Annotated in this window: 18 protein-coding genes; 9 read left to right on the forward strand and 9 right to left on the reverse strand. The window is 64.8% G+C overall.

The genetic code is table 11. From position 1 onward, the window contains the following. Nucleotides 1-215: 215 nt before the first annotated feature. Complete coding sequence (locus VSR72_RS32955) at nucleotides 216-1,763, forward strand: methyl-accepting chemotaxis protein (protein ID WP_342956449.1); 1,548 nt, start codon at nucleotides 216-218, stop codon at nucleotides 1,761-1,763. A gap of 225 nt (nucleotides 1,764-1,988) precedes the next feature. Then, nucleotides 1,989-3,773 carry a penicillin-binding protein 2 gene (locus tag VSR72_RS32960; RefSeq protein WP_342956450.1) on the forward strand — a complete coding sequence of 595 codons (1,785 nt, stop codon included), beginning with the start codon at nucleotides 1,989-1,991 and terminating at the stop codon, nucleotides 3,771-3,773. Nucleotides 3,774-3,781: 8 nt separating this feature from the next. Here the strand turns inward: VSR72_RS32960 and VSR72_RS32965 are convergent, their stop codons facing one another. Beyond that, nucleotides 3,782-4,156 (reverse strand): DUF4148 domain-containing protein, encoded by a 375-nt coding sequence (locus VSR72_RS32965; RefSeq protein WP_342956451.1) that lies wholly within the window; start codon nucleotides 4,154-4,156, stop codon nucleotides 3,782-3,784. A 119-nt stretch (nucleotides 4,157-4,275) separates the two neighbouring features. Next, nucleotides 4,276-5,028 carry a Crp/Fnr family transcriptional regulator gene (locus VSR72_RS32970; RefSeq protein WP_342956539.1) on the reverse strand — a complete coding sequence of 251 codons (753 nt, stop codon included), beginning with the start codon at nucleotides 5,026-5,028 and terminating at the stop codon, nucleotides 4,276-4,278. Nucleotides 5,029-5,239: 211 nt separating this feature from the next. Between VSR72_RS32970 and VSR72_RS32975 the strand changes: the two genes are divergently transcribed. The 5 genes from VSR72_RS32975 to VSR72_RS32995 all read left to right on the forward strand — a co-directional run bounded on the left by VSR72_RS32975 (nucleotide 5,240) and on the right by VSR72_RS32995 (nucleotide 11,131). Then, entirely contained in the window at nucleotides 5,240-6,922 is a 1,683-nt protein-coding gene (locus VSR72_RS32975) for an acyl-CoA synthetase (protein ID WP_342956452.1), read from the forward strand. 311 nt (nucleotides 6,923-7,233) lie between these two features. Further along, nucleotides 7,234-7,551 (forward strand): hypothetical protein, encoded by a 318-nt coding sequence (locus VSR72_RS32980; RefSeq protein WP_342956453.1) that lies wholly within the window; start codon nucleotides 7,234-7,236, stop codon nucleotides 7,549-7,551. Between the two features lie 796 nt (nucleotides 7,552-8,347). Next, nucleotides 8,348-8,941: a YigZ family protein gene (locus VSR72_RS32985; RefSeq protein WP_342956454.1), complete on the forward strand. Its 594-nt coding sequence runs from the start codon at nucleotides 8,348-8,350 to the stop codon at nucleotides 8,939-8,941. A 185-nt stretch (nucleotides 8,942-9,126) separates the two neighbouring features. Further along, nucleotides 9,127-10,566 (forward strand): flagellar filament capping protein FliD, encoded by a 1,440-nt coding sequence (gene fliD / locus VSR72_RS32990; protein WP_342956455.1) that lies wholly within the window; start codon nucleotides 9,127-9,129, stop codon nucleotides 10,564-10,566. A 319-nt stretch (nucleotides 10,567-10,885) separates the two neighbouring features. Beyond that, entirely contained in the window at nucleotides 10,886-11,131 is a 246-nt protein-coding gene (locus VSR72_RS32995) for a DUF2964 family protein (protein ID WP_342956456.1), read from the forward strand. A gap of 36 nt (nucleotides 11,132-11,167) precedes the next feature. On the opposite strand, the gene VSR72_RS33000 is transcribed toward VSR72_RS32995, so the two are convergent. Beyond that, nucleotides 11,168-11,782 carry a hypothetical protein gene (locus VSR72_RS33000; RefSeq protein WP_342956457.1) on the reverse strand — a complete coding sequence of 205 codons (615 nt, stop codon included), beginning with the start codon at nucleotides 11,780-11,782 and terminating at the stop codon, nucleotides 11,168-11,170. Between the two features lie 61 nt (nucleotides 11,783-11,843). After that, nucleotides 11,844-12,242, reverse strand: coding sequence for a hypothetical protein (locus tag VSR72_RS33005; protein ID WP_342956458.1), 399 nt, complete (start codon nucleotides 12,240-12,242; stop codon nucleotides 11,844-11,846). A 774-nt stretch (nucleotides 12,243-13,016) separates the two neighbouring features. Between VSR72_RS33005 and VSR72_RS33010 the strand changes: the two genes are divergently transcribed. Beyond that, a complete protein-coding gene (locus tag VSR72_RS33010; protein ID WP_028202557.1) occupies nucleotides 13,017-13,421 on the forward strand; it encodes a helix-turn-helix domain-containing protein in 405 nt (134 codons plus the stop codon). A gap of 44 nt (nucleotides 13,422-13,465) precedes the next feature. On the opposite strand, the gene VSR72_RS33015 is transcribed toward VSR72_RS33010, so the two are convergent. Continuing rightward, nucleotides 13,466-15,091 carry a sensor domain-containing diguanylate cyclase gene (locus tag VSR72_RS33015; RefSeq protein WP_342956459.1) on the reverse strand — a complete coding sequence of 542 codons (1,626 nt, stop codon included), beginning with the start codon at nucleotides 15,089-15,091 and terminating at the stop codon, nucleotides 13,466-13,468. 161 nt (nucleotides 15,092-15,252) lie between these two features. Here VSR72_RS33015 and VSR72_RS33020 point away from each other — a divergent pair, with 161 nt between their 5' ends. Beyond that, on the forward strand, nucleotides 15,253-16,842 hold the full coding sequence (locus VSR72_RS33020; RefSeq protein ID WP_342956460.1) for an inorganic phosphate transporter: 1,590 nt from the start codon (nucleotides 15,253-15,255) through the stop codon (nucleotides 16,840-16,842). Between the two features lie 71 nt (nucleotides 16,843-16,913). On the opposite strand, the gene VSR72_RS33025 is transcribed toward VSR72_RS33020, so the two are convergent. The 4 genes from VSR72_RS33025 to VSR72_RS33040 all read right to left on the reverse strand — a co-directional run bounded on the left by VSR72_RS33025 (nucleotide 16,914) and on the right by VSR72_RS33040 (nucleotide 19,039). Continuing rightward, complete coding sequence (locus tag VSR72_RS33025) at nucleotides 16,914-17,201, reverse strand: helix-turn-helix transcriptional regulator (RefSeq protein ID WP_342956461.1); 288 nt, start codon at nucleotides 17,199-17,201, stop codon at nucleotides 16,914-16,916. Then, on the reverse strand, nucleotides 17,188-17,475 hold the full coding sequence (locus VSR72_RS33030; protein WP_342956462.1) for a type II toxin-antitoxin system RelE/ParE family toxin: 288 nt from the start codon (nucleotides 17,473-17,475) through the stop codon (nucleotides 17,188-17,190). Before VSR72_RS33030 ends, VSR72_RS33025 begins: the two co-directional genes overlap by 14 nt. Nucleotides 17,476-17,609: 134 nt before the next feature. Next, nucleotides 17,610-18,539, reverse strand: coding sequence for a polyphosphate kinase 2 (gene ppk2 / locus VSR72_RS33035; RefSeq protein ID WP_342956540.1), 930 nt, complete (start codon nucleotides 18,537-18,539; stop codon nucleotides 17,610-17,612). 110 nt (nucleotides 18,540-18,649) lie between these two features. Next, nucleotides 18,650-19,039, reverse strand: coding sequence for a VOC family protein (locus VSR72_RS33040; RefSeq protein ID WP_342956463.1), 390 nt, complete (start codon nucleotides 19,037-19,039; stop codon nucleotides 18,650-18,652). Nucleotides 19,040-19,244: the final 205 nt, after the last annotated feature.

Here is a 19,244-nt window from a genome sequence, read left to right on the forward strand (position 1 = left end):
ATTTGTGGCTTTTATCGGCGCGTTCGCGGGTGTTTCAGCGCGGCGTCATATGCGCTATGTCAAAGGTCTTTGTTTTGTATGAAGAAAAGCTGCCTAAGCAGGGTTCCCCCTGGGTCTCGCGCACGTTTGCGTAGGCCGTAAACACACTCTGGCGGCAACGTATCGCCAGTCGTACCGCTCCAGCCCTGTGAAATACCCGACCGACCATGCAAAACATGACCCTCAACAAAAAGCTCCGCTCGATGATCGCGATCCTCTGGATCGGCCTGCTGCTGATCGTCGCCTTTGGCGCCTGGCAAAGCCGCGAGTCGATGATCCGCGAACGGCGCGCGCAGCTCACGACACTCGTTGACGAAGCGACGAGCATCGCGAACTACTACTACGGCCTCTCGCAGCGCAACGTCATGCCCGAAGCCGAAGCGCAGAAGCAGGCGCTCACCGTGATCGGCTCGATCCGTTACGGCACCGACGGTTATCTGAGCATCAACAACTCGCAGTCGGTCATGCTGATGCACCCGATCAAGCCCGAGCTCGACGGCAAGAATCTCAGCGACTTCACCGACCCGGCGGGCACCCACGTGTTCACCGGGCTCGTGAACGCCGCGAGCGGCCCGAATGGCGGCTTCCTCGACTACCTCTGGGCCAAGCCCGGCCATAGCGAGCCGGTTCCCAAGCTGAGCTTCGGCCACCGCTTCGTGCCGTGGGACTGGGTGATCGTGACGGGCATGTACATGGACGACGTGCGCGCCGAGTTCTACGGCAGCCTGCTGCGCTGGCTCGGCGTGACCTTCCTGCTGGGCGCCGCCGCCAGCAGCGTGATGGTGCTCGTGGTGCGCAGCGTGCGCAGCAGCATCGGCGGCGAGCTGGAGGGCGCGGTGGACGCAGCCAACCGCATCGCCGAGGGCGACCTCACCCTGCGCCTGCAGGTTCAGGGCACGAATGAGAGCAGCCTGATGCGTGCGCTCGCAACGATGCAGACGGCGCTCGTGCAAACCGTCTCGCGCGTGCGCAGCGGCGCGGAAAACATCAACGTGGGCGCAAACGAGATCGCAGCGGGCAACACGGATCTCTCGCAGCGCACCGAGGAACAGGCGGCGGCGCTCGTGCAGACCGCGTCGAGCATGGATCAGATGACGGCGAACGTACGCCAGAGCGCGGATAGCGCCCAGCATGCGGCGTCGCTCGCGAGCCAGGCTGCCGATGTCGCCACGCGCGGCAGCGCCGTGGTCGACGACGTGGTGCGCACCATGGGCGACATCACGACGAGCTCGCAGCAGATCGGCGACATCATCGGCGTGATCGACGGCATTGCGTTCCAGACCAACATCCTCGCCTTGAACGCGGCCGTGGAAGCGGCGCGCGCGGGCGAACAGGGCCGCGGCTTCGCCGTGGTGGCCGCCGAAGTGCGCAGCCTCGCGCAGCGCTCCGCCACCGCCGCCAAGGAGATCAAGGCGCTGATCGAAAAGTCGACCGGCACCGTGACCGAAGGCCAGCATCTCGTGACCAACGCGGGCTCGACGATGACCGAGATCGTGCAGTCGGTGCGGCGCGTGCACGAGATCCTCGAAGAGATCAGCAACGCGTCGCGCGAGCAGAGCGCAGGCATCGAGCAGGTCAACCGCGCCGTGGGCGAGATGGATCAGGTGACGCAGCAGAATGCGGCGCTCGTGGAAGAGGCCGCCGCCGCCGCGCATTCGCTCAAGGATCAGGTGACGGTCCTGCGCGAGTCGATCGCGAGCTTCCGCTTGCCCGCGCACGCTTAACCTCGCCTTCGCACCGCGGCGCTGCTTCGCCGCCGGTGTCTCTCTCCCGCCGGGCCGCAATCGCGGCCCGGTTCGCTTGGTGCCCCGCCCGTCCCCCTGAACCGCACGCGCCGCATGACAGCGCGCAACGCGCGCCCAATTGCCTCGCGGCTGGGCGCACCTTTCATTTCAATTAAATTACATTATGTTTACAATATAATTCTGTCAAGCCACCCCGCCTTGCCGATGATCCGTTCCAGGAAACCGCCGCGCGACCCGCACGCGGCCGCGACCCGTCACCCGATGCTCGCGCCGCGCCTGCCCGCGTGGCGCTCGAAGTTCGTCGTGTTCATCACCTTCGCGGCCTTCGCGGCGCTGGCCGGGCGCGCGTTCTGGATTCAAATCGCCAATCACGGCTTTTACGTGAAGCAGGGCCAAAAGCGCTACCAGCGCACGCTGGAACTCGACGCCATGCGCGGGCGCATCGTCGATCGCAACGGCGCGCTGCTGGCCGTGAGCCTCGCGACCTTCGAAGTCTGGGCGAATCCGCGCCTGCTCGACGCCGCCGCGCACGCGCCGCTCGCGCGTCTGCTCGACATGCCGCTCGCGGAACTGGACCGGCGCGTGGCCGGCGACCGCTCCTTCGTGCTGCTCAAGCGCCAGGTGGACGCCGAAACCGCCGCGCACATCGACGAAATGGGTACGGGCGGCATCACCCTGATCGCCGACTCGAAGCGCTATTACCCCGAAGGCGAATCGGCCGCGCACGTGGTGGGCTTCACCGACATCGAAGACGCCGGCCAGGAGGGCGTGGAGCTTGCCGCAAACGCGCGCCTGCGCGGCACGCCTGGCCAGCGCGAGGTGATCCGCGACCGGCTCGGGCGCGTCGTTTCCGAGCCGAGCGAGCGCGTGCAGCCGCGCAACGGCGACACCGTGCAGCTCACCATCGACCGCCGCGTGCAGCAACTCGCGTACACGCAGCTCAAGGCCGCCGTGGCGAAGAATCATGCGGAAGCGGGCAGCGTCGTCGTGCTCGATGCGCAAAACGGCGAGATCCTCGCGCTCGCGAACTGGCCGTCGTTCGACCCCAACGACCGCACGCGGCTCACGGGCAAGCAGTTGCGCAACCGCGCCGTGGTCGACACGTTCGAGCCCGGCTCGACCATCAAGCCCGTGGTCGTTTCGCTCGCGATGGACCTGCGCCGGGTCAACGCGAACACGATCATCGACACCTCGCCGGGCACGTACCGCATCGGCCCCGCCACGATCCACGACACCTCGAATCACGGCCGCATGACCGTGGCCGAAGCGATCCAGAAGTCGAGCAACATCGCGCTCGCCAAGCTCGCGCTGAACCTTCCCGCGCAAACAATCTGGGACAAGTATCAGGAGTACGGGCTCGGGCAGAAGCCCGGCGTCACGTTCCCCGGCGTGGCGCCTGGCCGCGTGCGGCCGTGGGCGCGCTGGCGCCCGATCGAACAGGCGACGATGGCGTACGGCTACGGCCTTTCCACTTCGCTCCTGCAGATGGCGCAGATCTACACGGCCTACGCCGGCGACGGCACGCTGCATCCCGTCACGCTGCTGCACGATGCGCCAGGCGGCGCGGGCAGTTCGACAGCGTTGGAGGCGCGCGCGGTCACGACGCCGGCCACGGCCGCCGCCATGCGCAACATGCTGGAAATGGCGACGAGCGACGGCGGCACGGGGCGCGCCGCCAACGTGGATGGCTACCGGGTGGGCGGCAAGACAGGCACCGCGCGCAAGCAGATCGGCGCGGGCTACGCGAAGAACCGCTATCGCGCGCTCTTCGTCGGCATGGCGCCGATGAGCGCGCCGCGCGTGATCGTCGCGGTGATGATCGACGATCCGGCGGGCAAGGCGTTCTATGGCGGCACGGTCGCGGGGCCGGTGTTCTCGGGCGTGACGGCCGGCACGCTGCAGTTGCTCGGCGTGCCGCCCGATGTCGCGGCGGGGCCCGAAGGCGCCAAGGGGGCGAACGGCGCCAACGTCGGCTCAGGGCGCGGTTAGCGCCGCAATCAATGGTGGCGATACGCGGGCGGCGGCTCGTTGCGCGGCACGGCGGCAGGCGCGCCCGCTTCGCCGTTCTGCACGGGCGGATCGCCGTAACCCGACTGCGCGACCTGCTCTTGCGGTTGGCGCTCCTGCGCCAGGCGCGCGTCGTTGGCGCGTTTTTCGGCGAGGCGGCGCATGGCTCTCGCTACGTCGTCCGGATAAGTCGCATCGTTCGCCGCAGCCGGGTTGTACCCCACCGACTCCAGATCGACCAGTTCCTGCAGCACCTGGGCGCGCGTCACCGGGCCGTTTTGCGCGCTGGTGACCTGGGCAAACGACACCGCCGGAACGATCGCCATCATCGAAACCAGCGCCGCACGCAGCATTGCGTTCTTCACTTTCCTCTCCGTTTGAACTCAGTGAGGCAAGTCTACGCAGCGCGGCCACGCGTAAAAACGGGCTGGCGAGGGAGAGAGCCTTCTATTCCTCGCAAGATTGATAAGGACTTCTGCGATCCTCAGATCTGGTCGCGGCCAAATGCGCGCAGCCCGTCGAGATCGAGCACATCCACGCGGTTGTACGAGAGCGCGACGAGCCCCTGGCGCTCGAGCGTCTGCAAGGCCTGATTGATCCGCTGCCGCGACGCGCCCGCCAGCATGCCGATCTCTTCCTGCGAGATGTCGAGCGCACGGCCCGTCTCGGGGTAGAGGTCGGGATTGAACATCTGCGCGAGCGACTGCGCAACGCGGGCATCCACGTCGAGCAAGCGGCTGTTCTGGATCAGCGCGATGAACTCGCCCATGCGGTTGTTGAGCTGATGGATCACGAAGCGGTTGAACGGCAGGCTGCAATCCATGAGCCGGTGGAACGTATCGGTGGCGACGGCCATGACGAGCGACGGCTGCAGCGCGATCACGTCGTACTTGCGCGGCTCGCGCTTGATGACGCTCCCCTCGCCGAACCAGCCGCCATGCGGCACGCCCGAAAACGTGCAGCCGCGCCCCGAAGCATTGAAGATCGCCAGCTTCACGAGGCCCGAACTCACGCCGAGCCACCAGTCCGAGGGCGCTTCGCGCGCGGCGACGATTGCGCCCGCGGCATAGCCCTGCGCATGCGAGGACGCCAGCACCCACTCGCGATGTTCGGGCGCAAGCGCGCGAAACCACACGCAGCGCTCGAACAAGGCGGCGAGGCGCGCAATGTTCGCGGCGTCGATGCGCTCGCCTTCGCGCCATGAATCGGGGGCGGGCGGAGTCCCATCCGGGGGCATAATGGATTGCGACATCGCGCTTTCCTGGAGTTAGGTCAATCTTTGGGTCGATCTTTTGAAGCGGATCGTTCGTCACGGCCCGCTCTGTCGCGCTGGCGACAGACTGGCCTGCGCGGCCCTGCTACGGTAGCGCGAATCATACCTACAAGCCAACGACAGACCGCGGCACGGCTTTGAGCCGGCAGCGGCGATCGACACCGGAGACACCGCCATGTTGCACCCGTACGAAGAGGGTCTCGCGCAACGCGAAGCCAATTATGTGCCGCTCACGCCGATCGATTTCATCGCCCGCGCGGCCGAAGTCTATGGCGACCGCCTCGCCGTGGTCCATGGCGATGTTCGCCGCAGCTGGCGCGAAACGTATGCGCGCACGCGGCGGCTCGCGAGCGCGCTCGCGCAGGCGGGCATCGGGCGCGGCGATACGGTGGCGGCGCTCCTGCCCAACATCCCTGCGATGGTCGAGGCGCACTTCGGCGTGCCCATGCTCGGCGCGGTGCTCAATACGCTCAACACGCGACTCGATGTCGCAACCATGCTGTTCATGCTGCGCCATGGCGAAGCGAAGGCGCTGATCGTCGATACCGAATTCGCGGCGCTCGCGCAACGCGCGGCGCTCGAATTTCCCAACCTCAAGATCATCAGCGTGGCCGACATCGCGGCCGCCGATCCCGAGTTCTTCCCGCGCGCAACCGACTACGAAGCGTTCCTCGAACAAGGAGACCCCGAGTTCGCCTGGGCGCCGCCGCACAACGAGTGGGACGCCATTGCGCTGAACTACACCTCGGGCACAACGGGCGACCCCAAAGGCGTGGTGTATCACCATCGCGGCGCGTACCTCAACGCGGTGAGCAACATCCTCGAATGGGACATGCCCAAGCACGCCGTGTACCTCTGGACGCTGCCGCTCTTTCACTGCAACGGCTGGTGCTTCGCGTGGACCGTCGCCGCGCGCGCGGGCGTAAACGTGTGTCTGCGCAAGTTCGACGCGAAGCTCGTGTTCGACCTCATTCGCAGCGAGCGCGTTACGCACTATTGCGGCGCGCCCATCGTACAGGGCGCGCTCGCCGACGCCCCCGCCGAGTATCGCGCGGGCATCGCGCACACGGTGCGCACGATGGTCGCAGGCGCCCCGCCCGCGCCGGCCGTGATCGCGAAGATGAAGACGATCGGCATCGAGCTTACGCATGTCTATGGTCTCACCGAGGTGTACGGCCCCGCCGCCGTGTGCGCGGTGCAGGAGCGCTGGCAGACGCTGCCCGACGAGGAACAGGCGCGCCTCGCCGCGCGCCAGGGCGTGCGCTATCACCTGCAAAGCGGCGTGAGCGTGCGCAACGCGCAGACGATGGAACCCGTGCCCGCCGACGGCGAAACGCTCGGCGAAATCATGTTCCGCGGCAACATCTGCATGAAGGGCTATTTGAAGAACGAGCGCGCAACCGAAGAGGCGTTCCGCGGCGGCTGGTTCCACACCGGCGACCTCGGCGTGATGACGCCCGATGGCTACGTGCGCATTACCGACCGCAGCAAGGACATCATCATCTCGGGCGGCGAGAACATTTCGAGCATCGAGGTGGAAGACACGCTGTATCGCCACCCGGCAGTCGCGCTCGCCGCCGTCGTGGCGATGCCGGATGCGAAGTGGGGCGAAGTGCCTTGCGCATTCGTCGAACTGCGGCACGGTGCGAGCGCCACGGCCGAGGAGATCATCGCGCACTGCCGGCTCTTTCTCGCGCACTTCAAGGTGCCGCGCGCCGTGCGATTCGGCGAACTGCCGCGCACGGCCACGGGCAAGATCCAGAAATATGAGTTGCGCGCGCAACTAGGTTCGCAAAGCGCGATCGATGTGGCCGGCACGCAAACCGACACACAAGCCGCGCCGAAAGCGCCTCGGTAAGAACGACATCGGGGCTCGTCGGCCGGTACAGGTGACGCATTCGGGCGGCTCGCGACGCCCGAATGTAACGCCAGTTGACAACCCGCCCCCCGAGCGCGTGTTCCCGATTGTCAGATGCGGCGCTTAATCCTTTCTGCATCAAGGGCCGACTGTTAGATCGGCCTTTCTTGCATGAAGAATCGTATGAAACGAAAGCTTACAAGTGGTCACGTTTTCCTCCGCTTCGGGCCGATAAGCTTTGAACCGTGGTCGCAACACAAAGGCATCCCGATGCCGCGTGACTGACGACGCAACCAAAGAGGAGGTAACTCATGAATACGAAGAGCTGGAAGACCCCCGCCCGCGCCATCGCCGCGGCACTGATCGCCGGCGGCGCATTGATGGGCGCATCGAGCGCCTTCGCTCAATCCGCACCGTATGGGCTGCGTGCCGAATCGGCGCCGCAATACGGCCAACCGCACATGATGCCGGTGGACGCGCGCGTGTCGATCGGCTGGCACGACAACCGTTACTACGACGGCCACCGTTATTGGGAGCACGACGAGTGGATGCACCATCACCCGCACGATCCGGGTCCCCCGCGCTACCGCGACGACGACCATCGTCCGCCGCCCCCGCCGCGTTACTGATCCGCACGACGTACGCGTGATCGAAGGGCCGCCTTCGCAGGCGGCGCCTGAAGCGGCACACCGAGGCCGGTCTTCCCCAGGGGAGACCGGCCTCGGCGCATTTCGGCTCCTTACTTCGCCATGCGTGCATGCCTGCGAAAAATATAATTCGGCATGCGAATCAATGTGAGTGCAATGCCCGCCACACGGTGCATCCGCGCCAGCCATGCTACGCGCCAGGCGCAGCCAGAAAGGCATACGTCAGTAATTGCAGGTAATTCGGAAGTGTTGCCGGCCGCACGCCCGGCGGGTAACGTTGACGGGCGTTTCGTTCCCCGGAGCGCACGGTGTATTCTCATTGCCCGGCCAGAGATGGCCGGGATTTTTTTTGCGCAATCATGAGAACACTAGCGCGCTTCGAGCAGCACACGCACCAGGTTTATTTTCCGATTGCGGACGCAATTTTGCGGACGTAAGGTGGGATTGCCTCTTGAGAACAGGCGAGCCTTGTGCCCCCGGTTGCGACACGGTCCGACCGGGGATTTTTTTGGCGTCTGTGCTTTGGGGGAATCGCGTCTGCCGCAACGGCGCCGCGAGAGAAAGGACTATGACGGATCACCGAATGAGGAGTTCGGATTCGCTCCAGCCAGAGCTAGATCCGTCATGCCGTGCATTATCCGGGCTGAAGGCCGGGGCGTCACTAGCATCTCGCGCAAAGAACCATTACATAAACTGGCAAGATATGGGGACGGACGTCGAAATCCGGCCCGTGCGCATCGGCTAACATTGTGGTTTCGCCTGCTGTTCCCACCCGCCTGTGCCCACTTTCACGCTTGCCCATCCCGTCACCGCGGAACTCGAGATCCGCAAGAGCCGCTTCATCGCGCACGCCATTCCCGTTGCCGACCGCGAAGCCGCCATGGCTGAAATCCGCCGTCTGCGCGAAGAGCATCCCGCCGCCACGCACGTTTGCTGGGCGCTGCTCGCGGGCGGCCAGTCCGGCATGTCCGACGACGGCGAACCCTCCGGCACGGCCGGGCGCCCGATCCTCGAAGTACTTCGTCATCACGACCTGGACGGCGTGCTCGCGGCCGTGGTGCGCTATTACGGCGGTGTGAAGCTCGGCGCGGGCGGCCTCGTGCGCGCCTACACCGACGCCATCGCCAGCGCCTTGCAGGGGGCGGAGCGCGTCGAGCGCATCGCGCAGGCGCGCCTCACGGTCGAGCTCGGCTATCCCGAAGAAACTCGCGTGCGCCACTGGATCGACCAGGAGCAGTTCACGCTCGTGGAAAGCCAGTACACGATGACGGTCCGCCTTACGATCCAGTTGCCCGCGACCGCCGTGGACGCCGCGCGCAACGCGCTGACCGACCTCACGCAAGGCCGCGCGGGCTTCCCCGAGCACGTCTGAAGCGGGCGACCGGCTGCGGGCGACCGGCTGCGGGCGGCCCACAGCCGCCCCCGTGCAAGCCTCTAACTTTTCAAATTCTTTTCAATTCTTTCATTAAGTTTCATGAAAGCTTGCCGTAATGAAAGCATGGCCGCGCATTCGCGCGTTCCGTCGACTCGACGCACCAGAACGAACGGACTTCTTTCATGGCAAGCACGATCACGAACACCACCGCCAGCCCGAATAGCGCGCTGAGCGACGCCGCCCAGTCGATCATCAGCGGCGCGACCAACTCCTCGCTCGACGTCAACCAGCTCGTCAAGGCGCTCGTCAACGCGAAGATCGCGGGGCCGAGCGCCATGCTCACCGCGAAGCAGTCCGCCAGCAACACGACGCTCTCCGCGTTCGGCACGCTGAAGTCGGCGCTCGCCTCACTGCAAACCGCACTCGAGCCGTTCAAGGACGGCGCCGCGCTGCATCGCTTCACCGCCACGACCAGCGAGAAGGACAAAGGCCTAAGCGCCGTGGCCGGGAAGAACGCGGTGCCGGGCAGCTTCACGATCGAAGTCGATCATCTGGCAACGGCGCACAAGCTCGCCTCGGAAAATTTCGACGCCGGCGCGACGCTCGGCGAGGGCAGCCTCGACATCTCGATGGGCGGCAAGTCCATGCACCTTACGATCGCCGCGGGCAGCAACAAGCTCACGGATGTCGTCGCGGCGATCAATCGCGCGAGCGACAATCCGGGCGTCACGGCGTCGATCATCACCGGCTCGGATGGACAGCACCTCGTGCTGAGCGCCAACAAGACGGGCGCGGCCAACACGATCGACGTGCAGGCGGGCGCTGGGGTCGACACGCGCCTCGCCTCCTCGCAGATGCGCGAGGTCGAAGCGGCCAGCGACGCCGAGTTGCACATCGACGGCACGCACGTCACGAGCGCGAGCAACACGCTCGAGGGCGTGGTGAGCGACATCACGATCAAGCTCGAAAACGCCGCGGCGGGCACGAAGCAGACGCTCACCATCGCACCCGACACCGAAGCGACCGGCACGGCCATCCGCAATTTCGCCAAGGCGTACAACAGCTATATCGACGCGCTGGGCACGCTGACGGCCTACACGCCCGGCACCGATTCGACCAGCGCGCATGCGGGCGCGCTGCTGGGCGACTCCATCGCGCGCACGCTCGCAGCGTCGCTGCCCTCCGCCCTTTCGGCGGGCGCGAAAGGCAGCGACGGCATACGTCATTCGCTCGGCGAGATCGGCATCACGCTGAGCAAGACCGGCAAGCTGGAAATCGACGACAAGGCATTCACGAACGCGCTGCGGCCCGACAATCGCGCGATTGCCGCGCTGTTCGGCAGCGGCGGCATGGCCGACCATCTCAACGACGCCATCGCGCCCTACGTCAAGTCGAGCGGCATCATCGAGCGGCGTACCGACGCCATCAGCAAGGAGCTCGAGGACATCAAGAAGCAGGCGACGATGCTCGATGTCCGTTCAGCCGAACTCACCACGCAATTCAGCCGCCAGTTCACCGCGCTCAATAACCTCATGACGACGATGAACAAGAACCAGCAATATCTGACGCAGCTCTTCGGCGGCGCAAACAGCGCGGGCGCCCTCGCGACGAATCACAAATAAGACTTGAATGCGCGAGGCTCGACGCTAGCAAACATCGAAAATGGACAAAAAAAAGGCCGCCGAACTAATCGGCGGCCAACAGGGGACGTGAAGAACAACCGCGAATCGAACTATCGAATCGACCCGACCGCTCCATCATGGCGAGCCAAAATTAAGACAAACTTAAACGCGCACAAAAAAACGATCGGGAATTCCGGCGCGATAGCGCGCAGGCAAATGAAAGAACGCGTAATAATGGGCTGGCTATACTTGATCTCGTTCGGGCCGCCATACTTTCGCGCCCGCATGACCGACTTCTACCCAACCCGGAAGAGCCGCCATGTTTGATCGACTGCATCGGTTTATCGAAGGCGCAGGTCCCGAGCGGCGCCATCGCGTCTGGAGCAAGATGCGCATTTTCGTGGCGGCAATGGGCACGCTCGGCTCTGCCGCCGGCATTGCCATCGCGGTGATCGGTCTCCTCAACTTCGACCACCAGAAGGTGATCGCCGGCGTGGCCGTCATCATCGTCTGCACGGCGATCTACGTCTCGATCCTCGTGCGCGACCGCAATCGCGTCGACTAGGCCACGCCGCCATGGCGTTAATGCGTCATTGCGGCGTCACTGCAGGTTCTGACCGCCGCGCGTGACCTGAACGGCCGTCGCGCCCACGTAGTCGGCGCGAATGCTGTCGCCCACCTTGATCTTTTCGAGCGGCACGTCCGGCGGCGCCACCACGACGACCGTGCGGTTCGGTCCACGCAATGCGACCTTGCGGCTCTTGCGGTCGATCTTCTCCACCGTCGCAATCACCTGAACGCTATGCGCCGTCGCCGCCACGCCACCGGAAGCGGGCATGGTAGCGGTCGTGTCGATGCGCGAGCGGATGCCTCTCGTGGCCACCTTTTCGGCGCGCAGCAGCAATGCCTCCTTGTAGAGGATGTTCACATGATCGCCGGGCTTGAGCTTGCTCACGTCGCCGACGGCGGGATCGACCGCGACCGTCACCAGGTTGCGCCGCGCGCCGCGCAGCGTGACCGAATTGGTGGCCGCGTCGATGCTCACGACCGTGGCCGTGGTCTGCACCTCGCCGATCTGCAACTGGGCGTTAGGCGCGCTTTCAGGCGCGGCATCGGACGCCGTCTGCGCACGTAGCGGCACGTGCGGCGACACGCCGAGGGCAAGCACGAGTAGGGCGCCGACGAGCGGCGCGGTAGAACGATAGCGCGTGGACATGTGGGAACTCCTTCTGTGGATCATCAATGGCAAGAGAGCGGCATTGCACCGCTCGCACACATCAAGCGTTGTTCATGCAAGTCTCTTCGGCCGCACAACGCAGATAGTGGGCATACACACGCTCGCGCTCCTCGTTCGCGAGCTGACGCTTTTCGGCAAGCCGCAGCATGCGATGCCGATCCGCGCCAAGCGTCGCGTAGTAGCGCTCGGCATGCAGGCGCTTGAAGCGCGTATAGAAGTCCGGGCCCGGCAGGCCGGAATCGGTCGAGAGCAGCGACGCATAGTCGGCCTCCCCCGGCTCGCACAACGCGGCCGCGGCCGCCTCGAGCTTTTCGTAACGCACCCGTAGCGGCACGTCGCCCGCGAACAGGGCATGAAACGCGCCGTACGGCACGAGCGAGCGCCGGCTCGCGGCGCGGCGCAACAAACGACCTACCTTTTCATCGAGTTCTTGATTCATCCGCAGCGGCCAGAAAGCGGGCCGGCGCCTATGCCGCGCGTCGTGTGACGTAAAGCGCGATGCATTGGGCGGCCCGACAGGATTCAGGGACCCGTTTCGCTGCGCGATACGCCGCGCGGCGAATCCGGCATTCTGCATTCGTTCATTCGAATCCAATCCGCATTCGAATCGATTCGAAATGTTTGCGAAAAACATTCTGCCCAAAAAAATCAAATCACTCCCTGAAATTGCACCATAGTCGTTGTCAGGTGCAAAAAACGATAACAAACATCATGCGGCGCGTCCGACGCCATTTAATTCATAATGGATAGAGCCGCTCCAACTCAATATCCGCTGAAGACTGAATTGGTCATACAAAACAATGCATAGCGTTGCTTTTCTATATTTGAGCAAATAAGTCAGGTTATCTTGCCGCAATGGGAGCAAACTTCGCATTGCGGGATCGACGCGAAATAGCAACGCCCATTGTTGACCGATGCGAACCGGTTGTTTTTCCCGTTAGTTCAGGATTATCCACAAGTCAAGCAGACTATTTTTCCGCTAGCTATACACATTCCCTACAAAAACAATTATTAATATCCGCTGCGGAACACCGAGGCGTTTCGCAACAAGCGCCCTTCACCGGGCGTCGATTTCGCCGTCCGTCATGCCTCTCGCGTCACCGCACCGGCGCGCGATCCATGGCAAGCGACAAGACCCGCTTGCAGGAAGGGTTACAGGAGCGGCACATCCGCAATGCCGCGTGTCCGGAATCTTTCGTCGACGAGTGAACACATGCTTACCCGAACCGAGAACCTGCCGAGCGTCGCGAGAAGAATGGCCGCCGGCCAGATGTTGATGGAAGGCGCGACCGTGAATAGCGTCGCCGACTCACTCCACCTTTCCGCCCAGACGGTGAGGCGCTACAAGTCCATCGTCGAGGACGGCGGGCTTGCTGCGCTCCAGCAGATGAGCGTGGGCGGCCGTCCTTCGGTGCTCGATCAGGCCGCGCTAGGCTGGATCGCGAGCGCCCTGCACGGCTCCGCTCGAGAGCACGGCTTTGCGAGCGATGCGTGGACCAACAGCCGCGTGCGCGAGCTGATCGGCAGGCAGTTCGGCGTGCACTATTCGCGCGTCTACACCTGGCAGATCGTCTCGAACCTCGGCCTCGGCCACCGGCTTTCGAAATCCGCGCGTTGACCGGCATGGGGGGGCGTCGCGCGCCGCATGAAAACCGGCGCGCGTCAGCCCCGGGTTGCGGGCGCATCGCGGCCTCGGGTTCCGGCTTCGGAATCCACCAGCGGCTGCGCCCCTTCGCCCGTCCATAGCTGCGACCGGACCTGATTGCGGCCCGCATCCTTGGCCTCATACAGCAGGCGGTCGGCGGCGGCCAGCAGCCTGGCCGCGCTGCCGCCCACCGGCGGATTGCAGCTCGCACACCCCGCGCTCACCGTCACGCGCCCATGGTGCGTACCACTTAGCGTGAGATTGGCCGACTCGATGCGCTTGCGGATCTTCTCCGCCATGCGCGTCGCGGCGTCGAGCGCCGTGCCCGGCAGCACCACCGCGAACTCTTCGCCGCCAAAGCGCGCGGCGAGATCGGTTGCGCGCCGCGATCCTGACGCGATTCGCCCGGCCACGAAGGCCAGCACCTCGTCGCCGGCGGCATGGCCGTAGGTGTCGTTGAAGAGCTTGAAGTGGTCGATGTCGAAAAACAGCACGGAAAGCGGCGTGCGCTCGCGCACCGCGCGATGCCACTCCTCGGCGAGACGGCTGTCGAGCGCGCGGCGGTTCGCGAGCCCCGTGAGCGGGTCGGTCACAGCGAGGCGCATGAGTTCGCCCTCGGCCACCACCTTGTCGCGCAGCGCGAACGCGAGCACCCACGACACCACGACCCACGCGCCGCCGAACACAGTGGTCATCACGAGCGCGATATAGCTGCGCCGCCGCCAGCCGGCGAGCACATCATCGACGGCAGGCGCCACGACGACGATGAACGGCGAGTTGGCCACGCGCGCAAACGTGTAGATGCGCTCCACGCCGTCGAACGCCGACTTCAGCGTATAGCTGCCGTCAGCCCGGCCGGACAGGAACGTGTAATTCGGCAGGTCCGCATAGTTCGATCCGGCGCGGCTCAGCGAAGGCGGCTGGCTGGCGAGCATCGTGCCATCGCGCATCAAGATGAAGAGATGGCTGCCGCGCCCGAGATCGATGCGCTCCAGCAGGTGCTGAAAGTAGTCGAGACGCACGCCGAGCAGCGCGACGCCCGCGAACGTGCCGTCGGGTGCATTGATGCGGCGCGTGAGCCCAATGGAGAGCACGCCGCCGCGCAGGCGTGAATGGTACGGCTTCGAGAAGAAGAGACCCGCTTGCGGGTCGCGCTGCTGCGCGATGAAGTAGTCGCGGTCGGCGAACGAAACGCCGGCGGTCGAGACGTCGAAGGCGTTGCTGCGCGCCGCTTTCACATGGCCTGTGGCGTCGATCACATAAGCCCCACCGAGCCTCGACGCCGTCGTCGCCCGGTCGAACAGCACGCGCTGGCGCAGCGCCTCGGGCAATTCCCAGGTTTGCGGCTGCTGCGCCGCCATGACCACGGCCTGCAGCGACAGATCGTTAATCTCGACGTTGCGGGCAATGTCGTTGCTGATGAGCTGCACGAGGTTGCGCGAATTCTCCTGCGCGTGGCGCAACTCTTCGGCGCGGCCCTCATAGAGCGCCGCATAGGTCAGGATCGCCATGGCCGTCGCGACGAGCGTGCCGGAAAGCCCTGCGAAAAAGGGATAGTTGCCGATCAGGTGCGTCGCCGCCTTCGCGCGCGCGATAGCCCAGCGGTGCACCAGAAGACGCAGCGAAAGAACCCGTTTTGGCATCTGCGCAATCCTCTAACTGACGACGCACGCCGATGGTGCGCCGATCTGTCGGATATGCATCGAGCATGACTGGCACGGATCCGTCATCAAACCGAAACCTGGCCGGTTCAGGATCGAAGGCGAAACCTCTGCCTACTCCCTCCCCCAGGAGCCCGCCTGCCATGCCAGAATTTTCCCTGTCACCGCAACCGGGCACCGCCCCGGCGCGCGGGCGCAATGTCAGTCTGCTCGCCTTCCTCGTCGTCATCGCCGCAGGCGCCGTGTACGTGGGAATGCATCTCGCCGACGACCTCTCGCCGGTGCGCGAAAGCTCGGCCATGCCGTGGATCCTGCTCGGCATCGCGCTCATCATCGCGCTCGGCTTCGAGTTCGTGAACGGCTTCCACGATACCGCGAATGCGGTCGCGACCGTCATCTATACGCACTCGCTTTCGCCCAACGTCGCCGTGATGTGGTCGGGCGCCTGGAATTTCCTCGGCGTGCTCATGTCCACGGGCGCGGTGGCTTTCGGCATCCTGCAGCTGCTGCCCGTGGAGCTGATCCTGCAGGTGGGCAGCAGCGCGGGCTTCGCGATGGTGTTCGCACTGCTCATCGCCGCGATCATCTGGAACCTGGGTACGTGGTACTTCGGCCTGCCTTCGTCCAGTTCGCATACGCTGATCGGCTCGATCATCGGCGTGGGCCTCATGAACCAGCTCATGCACGGCACCAACGGCACGAGCGGCGTGGACTGGAGCCAGGCGCTCGGCGTGGGCAAGTCGCTGCTCTTTTCGCCGATCGTCGGCTTTTTGCTGGCTGGCCTCCTGCTGCTCATCCTCAAGGCCGTCGTGCGCGTGCCCGCGCTCTACTCGGAGCCGAAGGGCAAGGAGCCGCCGCCGTTCTGGATCCGCTCGCTGCTCATTCTCACCTGCACGGGCGTGTCGTTCGCGCACGGCTCCAACGACGGTCAGAAGGGCATGGGCCTCATCATGCTGATCCTGATCGGCACGGTGCCCACGGCCTACGCGCTGAACCGCGCCGTGACGGCGGAGCAGACGCAGACCTTCGTCGCCGTCGCGCACGACGCCACACGCGCGCTCGAGCGCTACACGAACGGCGTAGCCGCGCCCGCCGAGCCGCGCGGCGAAGTGGAGCGCTTCATCGGCAGCCGCACGATGTCGAACACGACGGTGCCCGCACTCGCCGCGCTGTCGAACCAGGTGGCCGACCAGGTGCACGGCTACGGCTCGCTCGCGGCGGTGCCGCAATCGGTCGTCGATAACGTGCGCAACAACATGTATGTGATTTCCGAGGCGATCCGCCTGCTCGACAAGCAGAAAGCCGTGCCCTTCTCAGCCGACGACCAGAAGTCGATCGACAACTTCCGCAGCCAGATCGACCACGCGACGAAATTCATTCCGACGTGGGTGAAGGTGGCCGTGGCGATCGCACTGGGACTCGGCACGATGGTGGGCTGGAAGCGCATCGTGGTGACGGTGGGCGAGCGCATCGGCAAGCAGCACCTGAGCTACGGCCAGGGCGGCTGCGCCGAGGTCGTGGCGATGGTGACGATCGGCGCGGCGGATGTGTACGGCCTGCCGGTCTCGACCACGCACGTGCTCTCCTCGGGCGTGGCGGGCACGATGGCCGCGAACGGCTCGGGCCTGCAGTGGAATACCGTGCGCAGCCTCGTGATGGCATGGGTGCTCACGCTGCCCGCTTCGATCGTGCTGGCGGGAGCGCTTTATTGGGTGTTCAAGCACCTGTTTTGAGCTTTATCGGCGAAGAAAAAGCCGCGCTCCCCTGAGGGGGGCGCGGCTTTTTTTGCACTGAGTGTCCGGATTCAAACGAACGAAATTTTCAGCGTCTTGCCACACGCCTGCGCGTATTTGCGCAATGTGTCGATAGAAGGCGAATGTTCGCCTGAGGCAAGCGCGCGTTCGAGACGCGTAACGGCCGGCGCTTTCGTACCCATGCGCTCGGCGACATCCGCCTGGCTTAGGCCTGCTTCCCGGCGCGCCGCGAGCATCTGATCCAGCAAGGCAAATTCTTCCCGATTGAGTCTTTCATATTCCGCACGCACCTCGGGATCGGCGAGCATACGCTCGCGCAGTTCCTTATACGTTGCCATTTCGCACCTCCTTCAACCTGCGGCGCGCCGTGTCCAGTTCGTCGAGCGGTGTCTTCGCGTCCTTCTTCACAATACAGTGAAGAAGGACGATGCGCCGTCCAATCACCGCGCAGTAAAACACTCTGGCGATACCTTCGGCGCCCTTTAAGCGCATCTCGAACAGGCCGTCCCCCATCGCCTTGGTATGCGGCTCACCGAGATTTGGCCCGTACGTTTCCATGCGGTCAACCAATGCGAAGAAGCGCGCACGCAAAGTCTTCGGCAGTTCGTGCACGCTGCTCTCAACACGAGCACTGTAGAAATCGATCCGGTATCCCATGGCTATTATAGTAACAAATATGTTACTACGCCATGGGCATCCCGAAATCGTCGCGGTTGCCTTCGATCAGCTCAAAGGCAACCAACCCCTCAATAAACGTCCGGAATGAACATGTTCTCCGGCACCGGCTGGCGAATGTAGTCGGGATGATGCACACGCGCCGGCAGCGTGACGTGCGGGTGCTCGATCTCGTGATACGGCACCTGGCTCAGCAAATGGTGAATGCAGTTCAGGCGCGCGCGCTTCTTGTCCACGCCCTGCACGACCCACCACGGCGCCTCAGGAATATGCGAGCGCTGCAGCATCGCTTCCTTCACGTGCGTGTACGCCTCCCAGCGGCGGCGGCTTTCGAGGTCCATCGGCGAGAGCTTCCACTGCTTGAGCGGATCGTCGATGCGGCTCTGGAAACGCACTTCCTGCTCGTCATCAGTGATCGAGAACCAGTACTTGACGATCTGGATGCCGCTTCTCACGAGCATCTTTTCGAACTCGGGCACCGAGCGGAAAAATTCTTCGTATTCGTCGTCGGTGCAGAAGTTCATCACGCGCTCCACGCCCGCGCGGTTGTACCAGCTGCGGTCGAACAGCACCATTTCGCCGCCCGCCGGCAGATGCTGCACGTAGCGCTGGAAATACCACTGCGTGCGCTCGCGGTTGTTCGGCGCGGGCAGCGCGGCCACGCGGCACATGCGCGGGTTCAGGCGCTGCGTGATGCGCTTGATGACACCGCCCTTGCCCGCCGCGTCGCGCCCTTCGAAGATCACGACGAGCCGGTGCCCCGTGCTCACGATCCAGTCCTGCAGCTTGACGAGTTCGCCCTGCAGGCGGATCAGCTCGCGGAAATAGACGCGGCGCAGCGCACGCGCCTCGTCGCTGATATGGAGGCCGCTTTCCTGCAGCCGGTCGTCGACCTCCATTTCGAGCTCTTCGTCGTAGGCGTCGATGAGCTCTTCATCCAGACGCCGGCGACGATGCAGTTCGGCTTCCTGCTGTTCCGCATCGTGCTGTTCGGCGTCCATCGTGCGGTCCAATTCATTCATGGCGACTCTCTCCTTGGTCGATAGGCTGGCAACTCGCGCCACTATCGGCGCAGCGAGTGTCACGAATATTTCAAATGCATTGCGGCGGCTCAGATGAGCGGCCGGGCGAAGCTCAGCTCGTGGCCGTCCGGATCGACGAGATGGAAATAACGCTCGCCCCACGGCGCGTCGCGCGGCGCGAATTCGGGCGTAGCGCCCGCCGCGAGCGCGTGGGCGTAGAACGCATCCACGTCCGCAACGTAGAGGATCACGCGGCCCCAGCCGTTCACCGCGCCGTGCGGCCCCTCCAGCAGGTTCAGATAGCAAATTCCCACCGCGCCGGCCGCGCCGCCCAGTTCGAACGATGCGAAGCCCGGCACCGCGGGCCCGGCTTTCTGCACGAAGCCGAGCGACTCGTAGAACGGCACCGACCGCGCGATATCGCTGACGGTCAGCGTCACGGCGCTCAACGCCACGATTTGCGCGGCGCGATTGTTCATCTGTTCCTCCTGCTCGTGCGGCTAGCCACCGCGTGTGGCCCGGAATGAGGCCCGCCGGCCCGCTCAGCCGACTTTAGCAGCGTTTGCGCGCCTGGCGCGGGTCGCTGGCTTTTTCTCGACGCTGCCCGGCGCCTTGCGCGCGGTTTTGCGCCGTGTCGTACCCGCTGGCGCGGCGCGCGGCGCGTCGTCACTGGTTGGACCACTT

It is taken from the genome of Paraburkholderia sp. JHI869 (genome assembly GCF_038900775.1).
Classification (GTDB): Bacteria; Pseudomonadota; Gammaproteobacteria; order Burkholderiales; family Burkholderiaceae; genus Paraburkholderia.